At 67.1% G+C, this 16499-nt stretch carries 12 protein-coding genes; 7 read left to right on the top strand and 5 right to left on the bottom strand.

The window, feature by feature from the left end:
* Positions 1-28: 28 nt before the first annotated feature.
* Genes V5B60_RS20060 through thrH form a run of 3 tightly spaced genes read right to left on the bottom strand, consistent with a single transcriptional unit; the run spans position 29 to position 3530 of the window.
* Positions 29-1978 carry an ABC-F family ATP-binding cassette domain-containing protein gene (locus V5B60_RS20060; RefSeq protein ID WP_332349591.1) on the bottom strand — a complete coding sequence of 650 codons (1950 nt, stop codon included), beginning with the start codon at positions 1976-1978 and terminating at the stop codon, positions 29-31.
* A gap of 49 nt (positions 1979-2027) precedes the next feature.
* Positions 2028-2900, bottom strand: coding sequence for a formyltetrahydrofolate deformylase (purU, locus tag V5B60_RS20055; RefSeq protein ID WP_332349589.1), 873 nt, complete (start codon positions 2898-2900; stop codon positions 2028-2030).
* 6 nt (positions 2901-2906) lie between these two features.
* On the bottom strand, positions 2907-3530 hold the full coding sequence (thrH, locus tag V5B60_RS20050; RefSeq protein WP_332349587.1) for a bifunctional phosphoserine phosphatase/homoserine phosphotransferase ThrH: 624 nt from the start codon (positions 3528-3530) through the stop codon (positions 2907-2909).
* 221 nt (positions 3531-3751) lie between these two features.
* Between thrH and V5B60_RS20045 the strand changes: the two genes are divergently transcribed.
* The 5 genes from V5B60_RS20045 to V5B60_RS20025 all read left to right on the top strand — a co-directional run bounded on the left by V5B60_RS20045 (position 3752) and on the right by V5B60_RS20025 (position 11348).
* Positions 3752-4348, top strand: a complete 597-nt coding sequence (locus tag V5B60_RS20045) for a hypothetical protein (RefSeq protein WP_332349585.1) — start codon at positions 3752-3754, stop codon at positions 4346-4348.
* A 101-nt stretch (positions 4349-4449) separates the two neighbouring features.
* Complete coding sequence (ubiD, locus tag V5B60_RS20040) at positions 4450-5913, top strand: 4-hydroxy-3-polyprenylbenzoate decarboxylase (protein ID WP_332349583.1); 1464 nt, start codon at positions 4450-4452, stop codon at positions 5911-5913.
* Between the two features lie 124 nt (positions 5914-6037).
* Positions 6038-9898, top strand: coding sequence for an EAL domain-containing protein (locus V5B60_RS20035; protein WP_332349581.1), 3861 nt, complete (start codon positions 6038-6040; stop codon positions 9896-9898).
* Positions 9895-10575 (top strand): response regulator transcription factor, encoded by a 681-nt coding sequence (locus V5B60_RS20030; protein WP_332349578.1) that lies wholly within the window; start codon positions 9895-9897, stop codon positions 10573-10575. Before V5B60_RS20035 ends, V5B60_RS20030 begins: the two co-directional genes overlap by 4 nt.
* 221 nt (positions 10576-10796) lie before the next feature.
* Complete coding sequence (locus V5B60_RS20025; protein ID WP_332349576.1) at positions 10797-11348, top strand: hypothetical protein; 552 nt, start codon at positions 10797-10799, stop codon at positions 11346-11348.
* Positions 11349-11448: 100 nt separating this feature from the next.
* On the opposite strand, the gene V5B60_RS20020 is transcribed toward V5B60_RS20025, so the two are convergent.
* Both V5B60_RS20020 and V5B60_RS20015 read right to left on the bottom strand, forming a co-directional pair.
* Complete coding sequence (locus tag V5B60_RS20020) at positions 11449-12405, bottom strand: PAS domain-containing protein (RefSeq protein WP_332350654.1); 957 nt, start codon at positions 12403-12405, stop codon at positions 11449-11451.
* Complete coding sequence (locus V5B60_RS20015; protein ID WP_332349574.1) at positions 12294-13265, bottom strand: PAS domain-containing protein; 972 nt, start codon at positions 13263-13265, stop codon at positions 12294-12296. The genes V5B60_RS20020 and V5B60_RS20015 overlap by 112 nt, the downstream gene beginning before the upstream one ends.
* A gap of 270 nt (positions 13266-13535) precedes the next feature.
* Here V5B60_RS20015 and V5B60_RS20010 point away from each other — a divergent pair, with 270 nt between their 5' ends.
* The gene (locus V5B60_RS20010) at positions 13536-15323 is read left to right on the top strand and encodes a putative bifunctional diguanylate cyclase/phosphodiesterase (RefSeq protein WP_332349572.1); all 1788 of its coding nucleotides are present in this window, start codon (positions 13536-13538) and stop codon (positions 15321-15323) included.
* A gap of 330 nt (positions 15324-15653) precedes the next feature.
* On the top strand, positions 15654-16400 hold the full coding sequence (locus V5B60_RS20005; RefSeq protein ID WP_332349570.1) for an ankyrin repeat domain-containing protein: 747 nt from the start codon (positions 15654-15656) through the stop codon (positions 16398-16400).
* Positions 16401-16499: the final 99 nt, after the last annotated feature.

Raw genomic sequence — 16499 nt, 5'->3', positions numbered from 1 at the left:
CATTCAAAGTGGAATTCCCGACGCCGCGTCACGATGACAGTGCGCGGTCAACCATTTCGATGCGTTCGCTGAGGCTGAGCCAGCGATCTTCAAGCGGTGACAGTTCCGCGCCGAGCTGGTTCAACCGTTGGCCCAGCTCGGCCAGCTCGCCGGCACCGGCGGGCGCGTACAGGCTCGCCTCCAGCGCGCGCTGTTCGTCCTGCAGCGCGCGCATCCGCTGCTCGACCCGTTCCAGTTCGCGCCGCAGGGCGCGCAGGTCGTTGGCCGCCCTTTTTCCCGGGTTGGTGGCCGGCAACTCGCGACCGGCCCGATCGCGCGCACTTCTGGCGAGTTCCCTGACACTGTCGCGCCGGTTTCTCGCCTCCTCGAGCAGGTAGCGCTGGTAGTCTTCGAGGTCGCCCGCGAAGTCGCTCACGGCGCCGCGCGCGACGAGCCAGAACTCGTCGCAGACCGAGCGCAGCAGCGAGCGATCATGGCTGACGAGCATCACCGTCCCTTCGAACTCGTTGAGGGCGACGGCCAGTGCTTCACGGGTGGCCAGATCGAGGTGGTTGGTGGGTTCGTCGAGCAGCAGCAGGTTGGGTCGCTGCCAGACGATCATGCACAGCAGCAGCCGCGCCTTCTCGCCGCCGCTGAGGGTACCAACCGGCTGATTGACGATTTCGCCGGCAAAGTTGAAGCTGCCCAGAAAAGTCCGCAGGTCCTGCTCCCGCCCACTGCGCTCGGTCGCCTGGTTCTCCCTGGCCAGGCGAAGCATGTGCTGCAGTGGCGTCTCTCCGGGGCGCAGAACGTCCAGTTCCTGCTGCGCGAAGTAGCCGATGTTGAGCCCCCGACCCGCGCTGATGCTGCCGCCGGTACACGCGAGGACGCCGGCGATGGTCTTCACCAGCGTCGACTTGCCCTGTCCGTTGGCTCCGAGAATGCCGATCCGCTGCCCGGCCATGACCGAACGGTTGACCTCGGCGACGACGATGCTCGCCGGCGTACCGACGGCTGCGGCGGCTGGCGGTGGGTAGCCGAAGCTGGCATGGGTCATCACCAGCATCGGGTTCGGCAGGCTGGCCGGCTCGCCGAACTCGAAGCCGAAGTCGGCACTGGTCAGCACCGGGGCGAGACGCTCCATTCTTTCCAGCGCCTTCACCCGGCTCTGCGCCTGCCGGGCCTTCGTCGCCTTGGCCTTGAAGCGCGCGATGAAGCTCTGCAGGTGAGCGATCCGTTCCTGCTGCTTCAGGTAGGCGTTCTGTTGCAACTCGATCTGCTGCACCCGGGTTTCCTCGAAGGCGCTGTAGTTGCCCGCGTAGCGGGTCAGCCTGGCATTCTCCAGATGCAGCGTGACGGTGGTGACGGCATCGAGGAAGTCGCGATCGTGGCTGATCACCAGCATCGTGCCTTCGTAGCGCTTGAGCCAGCTCTCGAGCCAGACCAGTGCATCCAGATCGAGGTGGTTGGTCGGCTCGTCGAGCAACAGGAGGTCGGACGGACACATCAGGGCGCGCGCCAGTTGCAGTCGCATCCGCCAGCCGCCCGAGAAGCCGTCGACCGGCTGCTCGACTTCGCTCGCCCGGAAACCCAGGCCGAGGATCAGCGCCTGCGCACGAGCCTGCGCTTCGTTCTCGCCAGCGTCGTGCAAAGCCATGTAGGCGTGTGCCAGGCGCTCGCCGTCGCCCTCCGCTTCGGCCCGGCGCACGTCCTGCCGCGCGGCCAGCAGTCGGCTGTCGCCGGCGATGACAAAGTCGGTGGCGCTCTCCCGGGTCGCCGGCATCTCCTGCGCCACCTGCGCCAGGCGCCAGCCGGCGGGTAGCGAGAGCTCGCCGCTGTCCTCGTGCAGGCTGCCGTCGAGGAGCGCAAACAGGCTCGACTTGCCGGCGCCGTTGCGCCCGACGAGGCCCACCCGCTCTCCGGCATTGATCATCACCGAGGCGTTGTCGAGCAGGACCTTGCTGCCGCGGCGCAGGCCCAGGCTGCGGAGCGCAATCATCCTGCGCAGCGCCCACCGGCCGTCGCCCGGGCACATCCGGTGGGCGATTTCAACGGAAGATCACGGTCTTGTTGGCGTGCACCAGCACGCGGTCCTCGAGGTGGTAGCGCAGCCCACGTGCCAGGACGGCCTTCTCGATGTCCTTGCCGTAGCGCACCATGTCCTCGACCGAATCCGAGTGGTCGATACGAATGACGTCCTGCTCGATGATCGGGCCCTGGTCGAGGTCGCGAGTGACGTAATGACAGGTGGCGCCGATCAGCTTGACGCCCCGCTGGTAAGCCTGGTGGTAGGGACGGGCGCCGACGAAACTGGGCAGGAACGAGTGGTGGATGTTGATGATCTGTCCCGGATAACTGTCGCAGAACTCGGCCGGCAGGATCTGCATGTAGCGGGCAAGGACCATCGTGTCGCCCCGCACCTCATCGTAGATGCGGCGGATCTCGGCGTTCGCCGCCTGCCGGTTGTCGGCGTTCACCGGCACGCAGTGGAAGGGGATGCCGTGCCATTCGACCAGGGCCTTGAAGCGATCGTGATTCGAGATGACGCAGGGAATCTCGATGTCGAGCTCGCGTGACTGCCAGCGCGAGAGGAGGTCATACAGGCAGTGCTCCTGCTGGCTGACCATCACCACGACCCGCCGCTTGACGGCGGAATCGCTGATCTTCCAGTCCATCGCCAGTTCCTCGGCGAGCGGCCGGAAGCGCTCGCGGAACTCGGCCAGATGAAAGGGTAGAGAATCGGCCTTCACCTCCATGCGCATGAAGTAGCGGCCGTCACCGTCGCCGCTGCCGTCGTCGGCGTGGTAGCTGGATTCGAGGATCCAGCCCGCGTGCTCGGCGATGAAGCCGGAAACGCGGGCGATGATGCCGACTTGATCGGGGCACGAACCGGAGAGGGTGTAGAAACGCCGTGCGTGCATCGCCGGTCAATCCCGCCGTTTGCTGCAGGCGCTGAAAGCCATGTCGATCGCCTGCCGCAGTTCGCTGAACGAGCGTGTGACGGGGAACTGCGGGAATTCGCGGATGACGTTCTCGGGCGGATGAAAGAGAATGCCGGCGTGCGCCTCGGCGAGCATCGCCGTATCGTTGTACGAGTCGCCCGCGGCGACGACGGTGAAACGCAGTTCCTTCAGTCGCCGTACCGCCTCTCGCTTCTGATCGGGCATGCGCAGATGGTAACGGACCAGCATGCCGTCGGCACCGGCTTCGAGGCTGTGGCAGAAGAGGGTGGGCCAGCCCAGTTGCCGCATCAGCGGGTGGGCGAACTCGTAGAAGGTGTCGGAGAGGATGATCAGCTGGTAGTTCTCGCGCAGCCCGTCGACGAAGGCGCGTGCGCCGTCGAAGGGGCCCATGGCGGCGATGACCTGCTGGATGTCGGGCAGGCCCAGCCGGTGTTCGGCGAGGAGGGCGAGACGGTATTTCATCAGCTTGTCGTAGTCCGGTTCGTCGCGCGTCGTTCGACGCAGTTCCGGAATGCCGGTGCGGGTGGCGAACTCGATCCATATTTCGGGGACGAGTACGCCTTCGAGATCGAGGCAGACGATTTGCACGGCAGGCTCCCAGCGGACCACGGATGGCGTGAAGGCGCGATTCTACCAAATCCGCCGATGCTGGGCTTCCGCCAAGCCTGAGCGCCGTCGTCGCCATGCCGTCGTCGGCAGGCGTCGAGGGTCGCGGCACTCGTGCACCGGCGTCTCGGTTTATAGTGGCGGCGTGCGTCGACCGGCAGCAGTTGCCGGCGGTTGGACGCGTGGTCGAAGGAGGAGGAAGGATGCAGGTTGGTGTCGCTTCACTGCTGTTGCTCTCGCTCGTGCTGCCCGTGGCCTCCGCCGCCGAGCCGCCGGAGGCCGCGGCGCCGGTGCCGCAGACGCTCGCGGAGGCGCAGCAGCAAAGGCAGCGGGCCAAGGCCATGCGCGACCAGGCGGAGCGCGACTACAAGGCCGAGCAGGATCGATGCTACTCGCGTTTCCTCGTCAATGATTGTCTCGAGGAGGCGAAGAAACGTCGTACCGCGACCATCATCGAGTCGCGTGCCATCGACCAGCCGGCGCGCGACTTCGAACGTGCGGCGCGGCGGCAGGAAGTCGCCGACAAGGAAGCGCAGCGCCGCGTCGAGCAGCCGCGGCGGGAAGCCGAGCAATTGGAGGACGGAGAACGCCATCGCGCCGAGCAGGCGGAGAAGGCCGCGGCGCGCGAGCGGAAACTGGCGGAGAAGCAGCGGCAGGCGGCCGAGGGTCGGCAGAAGGCGGCCGCCGAGCAGGCGCGCAGACAGGCGAAACAGGAGAAGCGGGCGCGCGACGAAGCCGAACGGGTGGCCAGGAAAGCTGCGCGGGAGGATGGCAAGCCGGCGGCGGGAGCCAGCAACTGAGTCAGTGACCGGCTCGCCCTTTGGCCGAGCCATGACAAACGGCTGGCCGGCGGCTGCGGAGGCTATAATCGCGGGTCGAATGACGCACGGACCTGTTGCTGATGAAGTATCACGACCTGCGCGATTTCATCGCGCAACTGGAAAGGATGGGCGAGCTTCGGCGGATCACCGTTGCCGTCGACCCGCGGTTCGAGATGACCGAGATCTGCGATCGCGTGCTGCGTGCCGGTGGACCGGCGCTGCTCTTCGAGCAGCCGACCAGCCACGACATGCCGGTACTGGCCAACCTGTTCGGCACGCCGCGCCGCGTCGCCCTGGGAATGGGGCAGGAGTCCGTGCAGGCGCTGCGCGAGGTCGGCAAGCTGCTCGCCTACCTCAAGGAGCCGGAACCGCCACGGGGCCTGCGGGACGCCTGGGACAAGCTGCCGGTCCTCCGCCAGGTGCTCAACATGGCGCCGCGCCTGCGCTCTTCGGCGCCGTGCCAGGAGGTCGTCTACGAGGGTCGCGACGTCGATCTGGCTCGTCTGCCGATCCAGTGGTGCTGGCCGGGCGACGTGGCGCCGCTGATCACCTGGGGATTGACGGTGACGCGCGGGCCGCACAAGACACGCCAGAACCTCGGCATCTATCGCCAGCAGGTGCTCGGGCCGAACAAGCTGATCATGCGCTGGCTGGCGCATCGCGGTGGCGCGCTCGACTTCCGCGAGCATTGCCTGCAGCATCCCGGCCAGCGGTTTCCGGTCGCCGTTGCCCTCGGCGCCGACCCGGCGACGATTCTTGCCGCCGTGACGCCGGTTCCCGACAGCCTCTCCGAGTATCAGTTCGCCGGCCTGCTGCGCGGCAGCAGGACGGAAGTGGTGCAATGCCTGGGATCGGACCTGCAGGTGCCTGCCGCGGCCGAGATCGTTCTCGAGGGCTGCATCGACCCGCAGGAAAGCGCGCTCGAAGGTCCCTACGGCGACCATACCGGCTACTACAACGAGCAGGCACGCTTTCCGGTGTTCACCGTCGAGCGGCTGAGCATGCGGCGGCAGCCGATCTACCACAGCACCTACACCGGCAAGCCGCCCGACGAGCCCGCGATGCTCGGCGTCGCGCTGAACGAGGTCTTCGTGCCGCTGTTGCAGAAGCAGTTTCCGGAGATCGTCGACTTCTACCTGCCACCCGAGGGCTGCTCGTACCGTCTGGCGGCGGTGAGCCTGCGCAAGCAGTATCCGGGGCACGCCAAACGGGTCATGTTCGGCATCTGGAGCTTCCTGCGCCAGTTCATGTATACCAAGTTCATCATCGTCGTTGATGAGGACGTCGACGTCCGCGATTGGAAGGAAGTCATCTGGGCGATGACGACCCGCGTCGATGCGGCACGCGATACGCTGGTCGCCGAGAACACGCCGATCGACTACCTCGACTTCGCCAGCCCGGTCGCCGGTCTCGGCAGCAAGATGGGGATCGACGCCACCAACAAGTGGCCGGGCGAAACCGCTCGCGAGTGGGGTCGGCCGATCGTCATGGATGCCACGGTGAAGCGGCGCGTCGACGAAATGTGGGATCAACTCGGACTTTGACCGGCGGCGCCCGTGTCGGCATCGGCGCAGCGGGGCATCCCGTAGGGGGGCTTGCCCCTGTCGCGGGCATGGCTTGTCGTCTATCATTGGCCGTCGCACTTCTGGCATACGACGAGACCGCTCGATGAGTTTCCTGCGCACCTGCTGGCTGCTGGGTCTGCTCTTCGCGGCGTGCTGCGCCCCCTGCGCCGCGGTCGCGAACGACGGGCCCGATCGGCAGCCGCGCGCGGCTTTGCGCGTATTGATCGACGACAACTATCCCCCCTATGTCTTTCGGGATGCCGGCGGGACGCTCACCGGTTACCTCGTCGATCTCTGGCGCCAGTGGGAGGAGAAGACCGGCGTCCCGGTCGAGCTGCAGGCCAGCGACTGGGAAACGGCGCAGCGGCGCATGGCGGATCGTCAGGGCGAGGTCCTCGACACCGCCTTCAGGACGCCGGAGCGCGAGCGCAGCCTGGATTTTTCGCCGCCCTACGAGAACATCGAGGTGGCGATCTATACGCATTCCAGCATTGGCGGCATTGTCGACGTCGGCACGCTTCATGGGTTCCTGGTTGGAGTCAAGGCCGGTGATGCCTGCGTCGAGAAGCTGGCAGCGGCCGGCATCGACGCTGTCCAGTCCTTCGCCAGCTACGAGGCGCTGGTGCAGGCGGCGATCGACGGCAAGGTGCGGGTCTTCTGCCTCGACGAACCGCCGGCCAACTACCTGCTCTACCGCCACAACGCCGAGGAATTCTTCAACAGGGCATTCACCCTCTACGCCGGGGACTTCCATCGGGCCGTACACAAGGGAGACGCTGCCAGCCTGGCATTGTTGCAGCGCGGCTTTGCCGCCATCACCCCGGCCGAAGAGAGACGTTTGCGGGCGAAGTGGATGGGCACGCCCCTCGTCACCTCGCCGCGCACCCGTCATCTCGCCTACGCCCTGCTCGCCGGTTCTCTGGTCGGTGCCGCGCTGCTGGTCTGGGTGTTCACCCTGCGACGCGTCGTTCGTCAGCGCACGGCCAAGCTGGCGGCGACACTGAATGCCGTTCCCGATCCGATGTTCGAGCTTGGACTCGACGGCATCTGCCATGAAGCCCATACGCTGCGCGCCGGGCTGTTGCCAGCCCGCTCGGCGGACCTGGTCGGCCGACGGGTGTCGGACATCCTCGACCCCGCTGCCGCCGCCACCTGTCTCGCTGCCCTGCGCGAGGCACAGGCCAGCGGCTACTCGGCGGGCCGCCTGCTGGCGCTCGATCTGCCGCAAGGACAGTTCTGGTTCGAGTTGTCGGTGGCGCGCAAGGCGCAGGCGAGCGGTCGCGAGCCGCGTTTCGTCGTCCTCGTGCGCGACGTCAGCGAGCGCAAGCGGGCCGAGGCGGCACTGCTGCGACGCAGTGAGCAGCTCGAGCTGATGTCGCGCGTCAGCCAGGAGATCAACAGCCGGCTCGACCTGCCGGTGATCCTGCGCCAGCTCGTCGTCGCGGCGCTCAGGCTGGTCGGCGCCGGTGGCGGCGCCGCGGCACGTCTGCAGGAACAGCAGATGGTGTTCCGCGAGTACTGCCGCGCCGGCGAGTGGCTGGCGATCGACTATCGCTTCGCGGCCGGCCACGGCGTGCCGGGACGGGTGTTGCAGACGCGTTGCTTCCACCTCAGCAACGATGCCGCAAACGATCCCTGGGTCATTCCGGAGATCCGGCAGGCGATCGGTTTCACCAACCTGCTCGATATTCCGATCATCGGCCGTGACGGTGAATTGCTCGGCTGCTTCGAGATTCACGACAGGCCGGGCGGTTTCGATGCCGACGATGTGGGCGTGTTGCAGGGACTGGCGGCGAGCGCGGCCGTCGCGCTCGAGAACGCCGCCCTGCTCGCCGAGCGGCAGCGCGTCGAGGTCGCCCTGCGCGAGAGCGAGGCGCAGCAGGCTCTGGTTCTCGCCAGCGCCGCCTGCGGCATCGTGGCGACCGACCCAGAGGGCCTGATCACGCTGTTCAACCCCGGCGCCGAACTGATCTTCGGCTACCGCGCGGACGAAGTGCTCGGCCGCGCGACGCCGATGCTGTGGCATGATCCCGACGAAATCAGGACAGCGGCGGTGGCGCTGCGGGCGACGCTCGGCATCGACGTCGAGGCTGGTTTCGATGCGCTGGTCGTCCGGGCACGCGTCAGCGGCGAGGCCGACGAGCGCGAGATGAGCTGCATCCGCAAGGACGGCCGCCGCATCAGCGTGCGCCTGGCGGTGACCGTCATGCGTGACGGCGGTGGGCAGCTCAAGGGCTACCTCGGAACCATCGTCGATATCAGCGAGCAGAAACGGGCCGCGGCCGAACTGAATCTTGCCGCCCAGGTGTTCGAACGGGGCGGCGAGGGGATCGCCATTACCGATTCGGCCTGCCGCATGGTGATGGTCAACCGGGCATTCACCCGCATCACCGGCTACTGTGCTGCCGAGGTCCTCGGCCGCAACCCGAGCATGCTCGCCTCGGGGCGGCACGATACCGCCTTCTTTCGCGGCATGTGGCACGCGATCGAGGCCGATGGATCGTGGCAGGGCGAGATCTGGAACCGGCGCAAGGATGGCAGCGTCTATCCCGAGTGGCTGTCGATCAGCCGTGTCGAGAGCGAAGGCGTGACCACGCACTATCTCGGCAGCTTCATCGACCTCACCCGGCACAAGGAGGCGGAAGCGAGCATCCAGCGGCTGGCTCATTACGATGCGCTGACCGGACTGCCCAATCGCAGCCTGCTCGCCGAACGGGTGCGGCATGACCTCGCCCGTGCGCATCGCTCCCGGGAGCCGCTGGCGCTGATGTTCCTCGATCTCGACCGCTTCAAGAACGTCAACGATTCGCTCGGGCACCAGGTCGGTGACGAATTGCTCGTGCAGGTGGCCCGACGCCTGCAGGGGGCCGTGCGCGATGACGATACGGTGGCCCGGCTCGGCGGCGACGAGTTCATCGTCGTCCTGGCGAATACCGATGCCGATGGCGCGGCGCATGTGGCGAGCAAGCTGCTCGAGGTGACGGCACCGGCCTATCGCGTCGGGCCGCACGAGCTGAGCTGCACGATCTCGGCCGGTATCGCGATGTACCCGGCAGACGGCGACAGTTTCGAGAGCCTGTCGATGTGCGCCGATACGGCCATGTATCGCGCCAAGCAGGTCGGCCGCAATGCCTACTGCTTCTTCACGGTCGAAATGCAGCAGCGTTCGGCACGGACCCTGCAGATCGAGAACGAGCTGCGGCGGGCGGTCGAACTCGGCCAGCTGAGTCTGCGTTTCCAGCCGCAGTTTGCGCTCGATGACGGGCGACTGCTCGGCGCCGAGGCGCTCTTGCGTTGGCAGCATCCCGAGTTGGGGATGGTCTCGCCGGCGGAGTTCATCCCGATCGCCGAGGACTGCGGGCTGATCCTTTCGATTGGCGAGTGGGCACTGCGGATGGCGGTGCGGCAGATGCGGATCTGGCACGGGAGCGGACTGCCGGGGCTGGGCGTGGCGGTCAATCTGTCGGCCATGCAGTTTCGTCAGGCTGGACTGCCCGCTCTGGTGGCGCGGATTCTCGACAGCGAGGAGTTTCCGGCGCACTTCCTCGAACTCGAGCTCACCGAGAGCGTGGCGATGGACCAGCCGTTGGCAGCGATCGTCACCATGGACCGGTTGCGTGCGCTGGGGGTGCGGATGTCGATCGACGATTTCGGCACCGGTTACTCGTCGATGAGCTATCTCAAGCGCTTCCCGGTGCACAAGTTGAAGATCGACCGCTCGTTCGTCGCCGATCTGGCTTCCGACCCCGATGACGAAGCGATCGTTGCCGCGACGATCAGCCTGGCGCACAACCTGGGTTTGCAGACCATCGCCGAGGGTGTCGAGAGCGAAGCGCAACTGGCGTTCCTGCGCGCGAAGGGTTGCGATCAGGCGCAGGGTTACCTGTTCAGCCAGCCAATGCCCGCGGCTCAGTTCGCGGCGTGGGCCACCCGGCCCGCCGGCGCGAGATGGAGGGGAGAATGACGGCGAGGGGTGACGGACGTCCTTCCCTGACCACGTCCGGGGGCGTGCTTTCGGTGATGGTGGTGGACGACCATCCGGCGCTGCGTGCCGGACTGCGCAGCCTCATCGAATCCGACGCCGGCCTGCGGGTGTTGCTCGACGTGGCCAGTGGCGAGGCGGCTTACGGTGAGTACCGGGCGCTGCGCCCCGACGTCGTCGTCATGGATCTGAGCATGGCGGGCTTCGGCGGCATCGAGGCCATTCGACGCATCCGGAGCGTGGATCCGCAGGTGGCGATCCTCGTGTACACCGTGCATGACTCGCGTGTGCTGCTGGAGCGGGCCTTCGAGGCAGGTGCGTTGGGTTTCGTCACCAAGGGGAGCAACGTCGATAGCCTGTTGCTGGGCATCCGCACGGTGGCGAAGGGTCAGTCCTTCGTCAGTCCCGACATGGTGCCGACCCTCATCCAGCGGCAGCGTTCGCCGGAGTCCGTGCCCTTCGGCACGCTGACGCAACGGGAGTTCCAGGTCTTCAGGTTGCTCAGCGAGGGTCAGTCACTGGCCGAATGCGCGCGCATCCTGCACCTGAGCAGCAAGACGGTGAGCAACCATGTCACGCAGATCAAGCTCAAGCTGGGCGTCGCGAGCCTGGCGGAAATGGCGCGTCTGGCGATCCGGCTCGGGTTGGTCGAACCCTGACGGAGGTCTCGCGACCCTTCGGGCGCGGTGGTCGCCGCGGCAGCGTCGGCTCGTCCCGGCAACCCCCTGTGCCGAGACGACAGGGAAAATTTCCCGTACCGATCGGGAGTCTCGTCGCTGGCCCTCGGCGCCGCGCCGCGGCAGAATCGGTGCATGAAGTCACCGCGATGCACTCGCTGCCAGCTGCCGTCACGACAGCTCCTGTTCGACCGGGACAGTCGATGATCGATGCACTCTTCGATCTGTTCGCCAGTTTCTATGAGCGAGGAGACCTCGCCAGCGCCGAGCAAATCGCCTTGAAGATCAGGCATGCGGTTCCCGACGATACCGTTGCCTGGCACCTCCTGGGCTTGGTCCTTTATCGGACCGGGCGGCGGGACGATGCTTTGCGGGCCTTTGACGCCGCCGATGGCGCCAAGCACGGGTTGCGTCTGACACAGCCCGACGAGCGCGGCCTCAGCGCTTCACTGGAGTGTCTTCGGGTCGCATGCCGAGACGGGTCGCGGTTGGGCAGCGCGTGGTACGATCTCGCGCTGCTGCACTTGCGCCTGCGGCGTTACCCGCAGGCCATTTTTGCCCTGCGGGCGGCTGCAGCGGCGCAACCGGAAAGGCTCGCGGCTGTCTGCCGCGCGCTGGAGCGTGTGGCACAGCTTTGTCGCAGCGACTCCGGCGCTGGCCGCCGTAGCGTCGTGAGTCCATCTGCGGCGCCACTGCTCGCTGCCGTCCTCCCTCCTGCTGAGGGCAGTCCGTCTCCAGCCGCCGGGCCGTGGTGACGCGCTGGCTGCCGTGTGTGTGCATTGTGCGCCGCGCCTTTGCCCAGCCGCGTGCGAGGTCTCGTCGGACGCGCGCTTGCGACGCTGTGCGCAGGAAGTCTCAGACGTTGGGGGCGATCACCCGTATCCGGGTGCCGCCGCCCTTCCGGCTGCTGACCTGCAGCGTACCGCCGAGGGCCAGGACGCGTTCGCGCATTCCGAGCAGACCGAAGCCGGCGTGTGCCGCATCCATCTCCATGCCGACGCCATCGTCGCGGACCACCAGCCGCAGCAACTCGCCCTCTGCCGACCACCTGTTTCCCAGGATCAGTCGTACGCGGTGGGCCGCAGCATGGCGGGCGATGTTGCTCAGGCACTCCTGGACGACGCGATAGAGCGTCACCCGGAGCTGCTTTCCTTCGCAGACGAGGTTCGACGGAAGAGAGGCCTGCCACTCGATTTCCGGATGCTGCTGCCCCCAGCTGTCGATCAGGCTGGCCAGTGCCTCGGCAATTCCGGCAGCGTCGAGAACACTCGGATGCAGGCCCTCCATCAGTCGGTGCGACACCTCGTAGATGGCATGTGCCGAACCGTCGATTGCCACGGCGCTGCGCCGGATCGCTTCCGGGTCGCAGCGGTCGTTGCGCTGCAGCGCGCCGGCAAAGGCACGAATTGCCGTCAGGTGCTGTGACAATTCATCATGCAACTCGCGGGCGAGGTCGGCGCGCTCACGTTCCTGCAGCGCGATCAATCGTCGCACCAGGCGCGTGTTTTCGTCGAGGAGGGCCTGTGTGGCCTTCTCGGCGTGCTTCCGCTCGGTGATGTCCTGCACCGTGCCGATCAGGCGCAGTGGCTGGCCATCCGCCGCGCACTCGAGTTCGCCGAGGCCGTGCAGCCAGCGGATGGCACCGTCACGTGGGCGAATGATTCGGTACTCGCAGTCGAAGATTCCCCTGTCGCGGACTGTCAGTCGGACGTGGTCGACGACCTTCTGGCGATCGTCGGCATGCACCATCTGCAGCCAGGCGTCGGTCGTGTGCTCGTGCTCCGGGCCGACCCCGATGATTCGCTCGAGCATCGGGCTGCCAAGCCATTGCCCGGAAGCGAGGTCGGCCGTGTAGCTGCCCAGGCGACCCACCTCCTGGGCGCGCTGCAAGCCTGTTCGCCTGCCTTGATCGGAGTGACGTCGGTGACCTCCACGAAAAAGCCCTGCACCTGGCCATTGACCACATCGGGAATGTACCGCGCCAGCGAGTGGCGCAGCGAGCGGCCATCGGGCGAAGGGATGGCCCGTTCGAACTGTTGCGCACTGCCGCACAGCACCGCCTCGATATAGGGCGCATTGAGGCGGTATCGTTCGTCACCGATCACTTCCCGGATGTGCTTGCCCGGAATCGTCGCCGGGTCGATGCCGAACCAGTCGCGGTAGGCATGGTTCGCGAAGCGGTTGCGCAGCTCGCAGTCCCAATAGCCAATCATCGACGGCAGACCGTTCACAATCGTTGCCAAGTCTGGCTGCCGGCGCTGGTGGTGGTCGACGGCGACCACTGTCCGCTCGCGTCGGCCGAGCGGACGATGACGGACCACTGCGCCGCCACGCGGCGCCGGCAACGGTTCCACGCGGCATTCGCACCAGCGCTCGCCGCCGGGCGCGTCACACGGATACTCCAGGGCGAACCAGGTCTGTCGCCCGGCCAGCACGTCTTCCAGACCCTGCAGGGCGGCCGCGGCCAGGACGTCGTCGACCGCTGCCCGTCGCACGGCGGCGAGGTAGTCGATGCCGCGACCGTCAGCCAGCTCGGCGCTGGCGCCGCTGCCATGGGCAAAGTCCCGCCAGGCCTGATTGACCCTGAGGATCACCCCGCCCTCGTCGAGCACGGCGATCGAGTCGGCATGACCGTCGGCGAGCGAGCTGGCGGGCTGCGTCGTTCTCCTCATGGGGGCATTATTGCCGAGACGCGGCACGATATCCAGCTGCCTGCGCTACCGAGCTGCCGCGCTTCGTGCGGCGACCGGGAATCTTTCCCGCCTTTTCCGGGACGCCTGCCCCTTGAGGAGACACTGCTGACAGTGCAGGATAGACGACGAGTGGTGGCGGTTCGCGTGCTGAGTGGACAACCTGTGCGAGATGAGGGTGGGTGGATGAGCAGCAGCTCTGACGCAAGCAGGAACGAATCGTGCTCCGCGACCGCGGCCGGCGGACGCGCGATGGCTGTGCCCTTGGGTACAGCAGGCGGTCGCCCGGGGGTCTCGCCGCAGCGCGGCAGGCACGTACCGGCGAAGGCCGACCTCGATGTTGCCGGCTGGCTCGCCGCCGACACCGCCAGGGGCATCGCCATCATCGACGCGGGCTGGCGGATCGTCCGCATCAACCAGGCCTTTACCCGGATTACCGGCTATGGCGCCGTGGAATCGCTTGGCCGCGACGCAGGTCTCCTGTTCTCGCCAGCGGACGATGCGGGCATTCATCGCCGTGTCCGGTCATCGATGGCAGCGCGCGGTTACTGGCAAGGCGAGGTGTGGAGCCGGCGCAGCGACGGCTGCGCGTATCCGCAATGGCTGGCGATCAGCCGCGTCAATGGCGACGGCATGCCGATGCATTATGTCGCGAGCTTCGTCGACATCACGTGGCACAAGGAGACGCAGGCGAGGATGCTGCATCTGGCGCACCGTGATCCGTTGACCGGGCTGGCCAACCGCAGCCTGCTGGAAGAACGGGTCAGGCATGACCTCGCACGTGCCCATCGCGGCCGCGAGTCGCTGGCCCTGATGTTCATCGATCTCGACCGCTTCAAGGGCATCAACGACGTCCTCGGGCACCGCGTGGGCGATGCGCTCCTGGTACAGGTGGCGAAGCGCCTGCAGGGCGCCATGCGCGATGGCGATACGGTTGCGCGGCTGGGTGGTGACGAGTTCATCGTCGTCCTGCCGAACACCGATGCCGATGGCGCCGCGCATGTGGCAGCGAAGCTGCTCGATACGGCGACGCCTCCCTATCGCATCGGGCGACATGAACTGCTGTGCACGATGTCGCTGGGGATCGCGATGTATCCGGCGGACGGAAACAGCTTCGCCAGCCTGTCGATGTGTGCGGATGCCGCGATGTACCGCGCCAAGCAGGGCGGGCCGCACCACTATTGTTTCTTTACGACCGAGATGCAGCGACGTGCGGCGCGGGCCGCGATGATCGAGAACGAGCTGCGCTCGGCGCTCGACAACGGCCAGCTGTGCCTGCACTACCAGTCGCAGGTTGGCCTTGCCGACAAGCGCCTGTACGCAGCCGAGGCGCTGCTGCGCTGGCAACATCCGGTGCTCGGAGTGGTGTCCGCGGCCGAGCTGATCACCATTGCCGAGGGCTGCGGCCTCATCCTCGAGCTCGATGAATGGGTGCTGCGAGCCGCGGTCCGGCAACTGCGACTCTGGCGGCAGGCGCGTTTGCCGCCGCTGCGCGTCACCGTCAACCTGTCCGCGGTCGCGTTCCGGCAGGCCGGTCTCGCCGATCTGGTGGGCCGGATTCTTGCCCAGGAGGAGTTGCCGCCGCGCTTTCTGGAACTGGAGACCAGGGAGCACATGCTGATGGGTGAGCCATCGGTGGCGCAGGCAACGGTCGACAGGCTGCGTGCGCTGGGGGTGAGGCTGTCGATCGACGGATTCGGCAGCGGGCGTTCTTCGCTCGGTTGCCTCAGGCGACTGCGCGTGCACCAGCTGAAGATCGATCGTTCGCTGGTTGCCGGTGTGATCGCCGACGCGGACGACGCGACAGTTGTCGCCGCAACGATCGGCATGGCGCATGCGATCGGTCTGCAGACGGTTGCCGTGGGTGTCGAAAACGAAGCGCAAAGGGCTTTTCTGCAGCGTAGCGGGTGCCAGCAGGCGCAGGGCCACCTTTTCAGCCAGCCCTTGCCGCCCGCGTGCTTCGAGTCCTGCATGCGCCAGCGCGGCCCGCATGTCGTACCGATCGGCAGGCACCTGGCACAGTCCGGAAGACGCGGTTGAACCTCGTCGCAGAGCTGTGTCGAGTGCGGGCGGCGACCGTTTCGTCAGGTCTTCCGTGACTTTCTTCACCGTCGACCGGTGCCGTCCGACGGGAAAATGAAGGTACAGGCCTGCGGCGACGCCAGCGCGGCTGCATTGGCAGGTGCGCGGCGCATGTCATCGCCCATTCCCGACTGGACGGACTTGCTGCTGCTGCCACATGTCCAGTCGGTGTGTTGGTCGGCCTGGCGGGCAGCGGCTGGGGGTGACGCGGCTGCTGGCTCGCGTCGAGCGGGGTGCGCTTACTGCCGGACGGGGGCAGCCGGCGACAGAACGGGAAAGGGGTTGCAGATGGAACATTGCAGACACGAGCTGCCTGATCTTCGGGATCCGTTGGCCGCCTTCGTCGCCAGCGCATGTGCGGGTGACACGGCGGCGATGCGGGCACAGGTGGCCGGCGGCCTCGACGTCAACGGCTCCGATCAACTCGGCGACACCATTCTGCAGCACGTGATCACCGCCCTTGAGCCGTGTCCCGCGCTGCGGCGCTATCAGGCGATCAGCGAGCTGCTGCAGCTTGGTGCCGATCCGGACGCGGTCGGTCGCGATGGTGCCAGCCCGCTGTTCCTGGCAGCAATGAACATGGACAGCGGTCTGCTGCGCATTCTGCTCGACGCCGGCGCCGACCCCAACGCCATGCTGCGCATCCTCGCCGGTGCCGGTCGCGGGTCGCCTCCAGCCGGTGCCGACCGCCGTTGCGAGCAGTCGCTTTACGACTGGGCCAAGTTTGCCTACTGCTACGAGGTGTGGCGCGGCGGATTGCCCGGGCAGGTCGGTCAGAACGACAGCCAAAGCGAAGAGGACTGGCTCGAACAAGTCGATCGCCTCGCCCTCAGCCACGGCAAGCGAAGGCCCGACCACCTGCGCCTGCTGCGGGAGCGCGGCGCACTGCGGCTGGCCGAACTGCGTCAGCGGGCGGAGGCCGGGCGGATGCCGCGGCGGGCCGACCGGTACGGCAGCATGGCCGGGCGGCGCCGCGAGGACCGTCCTGCTGGCGCGAGGCGCCTTTTCGACGGCTTGCCGCATCCCGTCGCCTGAGACGCGTGGCGCGACCGGCAGGTGGTGGCTCTGGCCGCGCACCCGGCATGGGGACGGCAGCGGCCGTGCGGGCTACTGTCGGGAGGCACGGGGGTCGCC

This window comes from Accumulibacter sp. (assembly GCF_036625195.1).
Lineage (GTDB): Bacteria > Pseudomonadota > Gammaproteobacteria > Burkholderiales > Rhodocyclaceae > Accumulibacter.
This window is presented reverse-complemented; position numbering and strand designations above follow the sequence as displayed.